Raw genomic sequence first — 3,486 nt, forward strand, 5'->3', positions numbered from 1 at the left:
TATTCATCAACAGGATTTGACAAAGAGCCAATTTTTATATAGGATTACGTTAGCGAGGGGACGGTAGTAAAAATGAGCGAGATAAAAGTTAGTAGCATAAAAAATATAAATAATTACGTTGAATTCAAAATAAACAGTAGCTTTGAAAGCCCCATTTTATATTTAAAGAGCAGAAAAGACGAAAGTTGTTCATTTAGAATAAAACCTCAGAAATTAAGCAAAAATGAGGTTGTTTTTCATATTCCTGCTGAAACTTTTTCGCCAACAAATATATATTATGATGCATATTTGGAATATATAAAAATGTCAGGCGATTTCATTCAGGATAGGATCAGAACTAAATCTCGCTGGCAACGCCGTTTCATTAACCTATTAAATCTGAAACATCAAAAAGTTCAACACTTTAACCAAGAATATTTAATCACCGAATATTTTGCAGTTGGTGGTTATTTAGCGTTTCAAGTTCGAGAATCGGATCAGTATGATAGTTTAAAATATCGACTTAAAGAGATGATCGCATGCTTGTTAGTGCCGTTTGTTTACTGGTATTACAAAGATTCAAAGTTAACTTATGAAAAGTTTTCCAACTACGCACGTGATAATTCTTTTTATTATTTTACATATGTACAGAAACACGAAAATAATAACAAATTATTCTATGTTATCACGAAAAATTCTCCGGATATTAACAACGTGCGACCATATCAAAAGAATATAGTTTATTTTATGAGTATTAAACATTTGTTACTTATTATAGTTTCGAAATACTTTATTGCATCTGAATCTAAGGGTCATGTTTATGCTTGGCGACATAATCAAAGTATTGCTAGGTATTGTTTAAATCGGAAACCTTTTGTTTTCCTACAGCATGGGGTTTTGGGATTAAAGCAGGTTGATAAAACTTTTTTTGCAAACAATCGTTTAAACCATGCAGATTTATTTATAACTAGTTCCGAAATTGAAAAGAATATTGTGATGAATTTTCTTGGATATCAGGATAAAGATGTAGCAGTTACTGGTCTATCTCGATGGGACAATTTTAAGAATGTTACAAAAGAAAAAAAGATTTTTGTTATGCCTACTTGGAGGGCTCAATTAGAGCTCTTGACAGATGAGCAGTTTCTTCAAAGTAATTTTTATCGTTCATACTGTAGTTTGATCCATTCAGATAAAATTAAACATATTTTGCATCAAAATGGCTATGAATTACATTTTATGTTACATCCTAAGTTTGTTCGTTTTGAAAAGTATTTTATATCCGATGATGAAAGTGTCAAAGTTTTTCATCAAAGTGAGGTTCCTCTTGATAAGGAACTTAAAACCAGTGAGCTATTAATTACTGATTATAGTAGTATCGTATGGGACGCTTTGTACTATGGATGTCCAGCTCTTTTGTTTCAGTTTGACCAAGAGGATTATTTGCAGACACAAGGCAGCTATTTGAATTTTGAAACTGATTTAAAAGACATCGTAATTAAAGATCCTCGCGCTTTATTAGATAGGATCGCAGTATTTTTACGGCAGAAAGAAGAGATAAATTTAGCAAGTTTTCAACATAAATATTTTGCTTATACTGATCAAGATAATTCTAAAAGAATTTGTGATTCAATTGGTCAGTGGGAAAGTAGTTATCAATTCATGCCATTGTATAAGAGGCATTTTTTGAAATCTAGACATTAGTCAATATAGGGGGGGGAATATGAAATTTTTAGGTTACATAAAAATATATCTATTAAGATATATTCTCGCTTTCTTTGTTCGCTTGCTTGCGCTTTTTGTCAGAGTTGATCCTAAAGTTGTACTGTTTGTTTCTTTTGGCGGAAAAGCCTATTCAGATAATCCACGCTATTTATTTGAGTATATGTGTAATGACGAAAGATTTGCTGATTATCGCTTTATTTGGGCATTTAAAAAGGCGCGTCCGATCGAAAACGCAAAATCAATTAAATTTAATTCAATTGCCTATTATTATTGGCTTGCTAAAGCAAAGTATTGGGTCTTTAACTCTAAAATGGCACCATATTATTATAAAAAGCCAACACAAATTTATTTACAAACTTGGCATGGGACACCTTTAAAACATTTAGGGCATGATATTGAGGATAATGGGTCAACATATTATCGCAGTCGGCAAAGCTATGCACAAATGGTCAAAAGCTACGATCATGATATGAACCATTGGGATTATTTAATATCTCCGAATTCTTTTTCTAGCTCTGCTTTTTCTAGTGCGTTTACCGTTCCTCAAGAGCAGATACTTGAGTTTGGTTATCCAAGGGTCGACTGCTTAGTTAATACTGGCAATACTACGATTGTGGGATTAAAGAAAAGGTATGGGATACCACTGGATAAAAAAGTTGTGCTATATGCTCCAACTTGGCGGGATAATTCGTTTGAATTGGGTGGATACACATTCGAACTTAAAGTTGATTTCAATCGATGGAAAACATACTTGTCTGAAGACTACGTGGTCCTTTTTAAACCACATTATTTAATTTCTAACCATTATCAAGTACCAAAAGGTTTAACGGATTTTGTGTTTGTTATGGATGCAAATGCTGACATTAACGATGCATACTTGATGAGTGATATTTTGGTTACAGACTACTCAAGTGTGTTTTTTGATTATGGTGTTCTTAATCGACCTATTTACTTTTACATGTATGATTTTGATGAATATGAGAATGAGCTGCGGGGCTTTTATTTAAATGTTCCCGAGGATCTACCAAATGATATTGATAAAACAGAAGAAGGATTGCTGGAAAAAATTAAGCATGCTGATTTTGATTATGATAGGCTAACGAAGTTCAATGAAAGATTTAATATTTGTAATGATGGGCATGCTAGTCAAAAAATAGTAGGGAGGGTATTTAATGAAACTTAAGTCAATCATTTTAACGACTATTTTAGGCTTATTCTATCCTTTCTCACTATTGTTTAAGGTTCAGCGTAACCGAATAACTTTTATTTCCTTAGAGCATGCGAACTTATCTAAGGACTTTAAATTACTTTATGAACACTTGCAACGAAACTCAGAATACGATTTAAAGACAGTTTTATTTAAATTTGAACCTACTTTGTGGGGGAATATAAAGTATGGGTTTGCTTGCATTCGCCAGCTATTTTTGATACAGAGTTCTCACTTAGTTATTATTGACTATAATAACTTTGTTGTTTCAAGATTTCCTCACAAAAAGCAGGTTAAAGTTTTGCAATTGTGGCATGCAACTGGAGCGATGAAGCAGTTTGGTAATGATGTTTCTCGTGATTATGTTATTCATAATTATGATTATGTGATCGCAAACTCAGAATTTTTTAAACCAATTTATGCCAGGGCATTTAATCTACCTGAAGAAAATGTAATGGTAACTGGAATACCTAACAATGATAAAATTTTCCATTCGACTTTTGTTGAAAAAACTAAAAATAGATTATTAAAAAAGTATCCAATTTTGAAACGTCGTTTGTAAAATTAAGTTAGAAATA

At 32.0% G+C, this 3,486-nt stretch carries 2 protein-coding genes and 1 pseudogene; all 3 read left to right on the forward strand.

From position 1 onward, the window contains the following. The first annotated feature begins 72 nt into the window (after positions 1–72). Positions 73–1,680, forward strand: coding sequence for a CDP-glycerol glycerophosphotransferase family protein (locus tag FC65_RS09595; RefSeq protein ID WP_056972506.1), 1,608 nt, complete (start codon positions 73–75; stop codon positions 1,678–1,680). A gap of 19 nt (positions 1,681–1,699) precedes the next feature. Continuing rightward, the gene (locus FC65_RS09600) at positions 1,700–2,884 is read left to right on the forward strand and encodes a CDP-glycerol glycerophosphotransferase family protein (protein WP_056972507.1); all 1,185 of its coding nucleotides are present in this window, start codon (positions 1,700–1,702) and stop codon (positions 2,882–2,884) included. After that, positions 2,874–3,464: pseudogene (locus FC65_RS09605) on the forward strand (CDP-glycerol glycerophosphotransferase family protein); the annotation flags it as partial. The gene FC65_RS09600 and the pseudogene FC65_RS09605, both read left to right, overlap by 11 nt. Positions 3,465–3,486: the final 22 nt, after the last annotated feature.

It is taken from the genome of Ligilactobacillus acidipiscis DSM 15836 (assembly GCF_001435755.1).
Lineage (GTDB): Bacteria > Bacillota > Bacilli > Lactobacillales > Lactobacillaceae > Ligilactobacillus > Ligilactobacillus acidipiscis.

What these genes read in the sequence shown, in the direction of transcription:
- FC65_RS09595 (WP_056972506.1), top strand. Translation starts at nt 73, where the DNA reads ATGAGCGAGATAAAAGTTAGTAGCATAAAAAATATAAATAATTACGTT.
- FC65_RS09600 (WP_056972507.1), top strand. Translation starts at nt 1,700, where the DNA reads ATGAAATTTTTAGGTTACATAAAAATATATCTATTAAGATATATTCTC.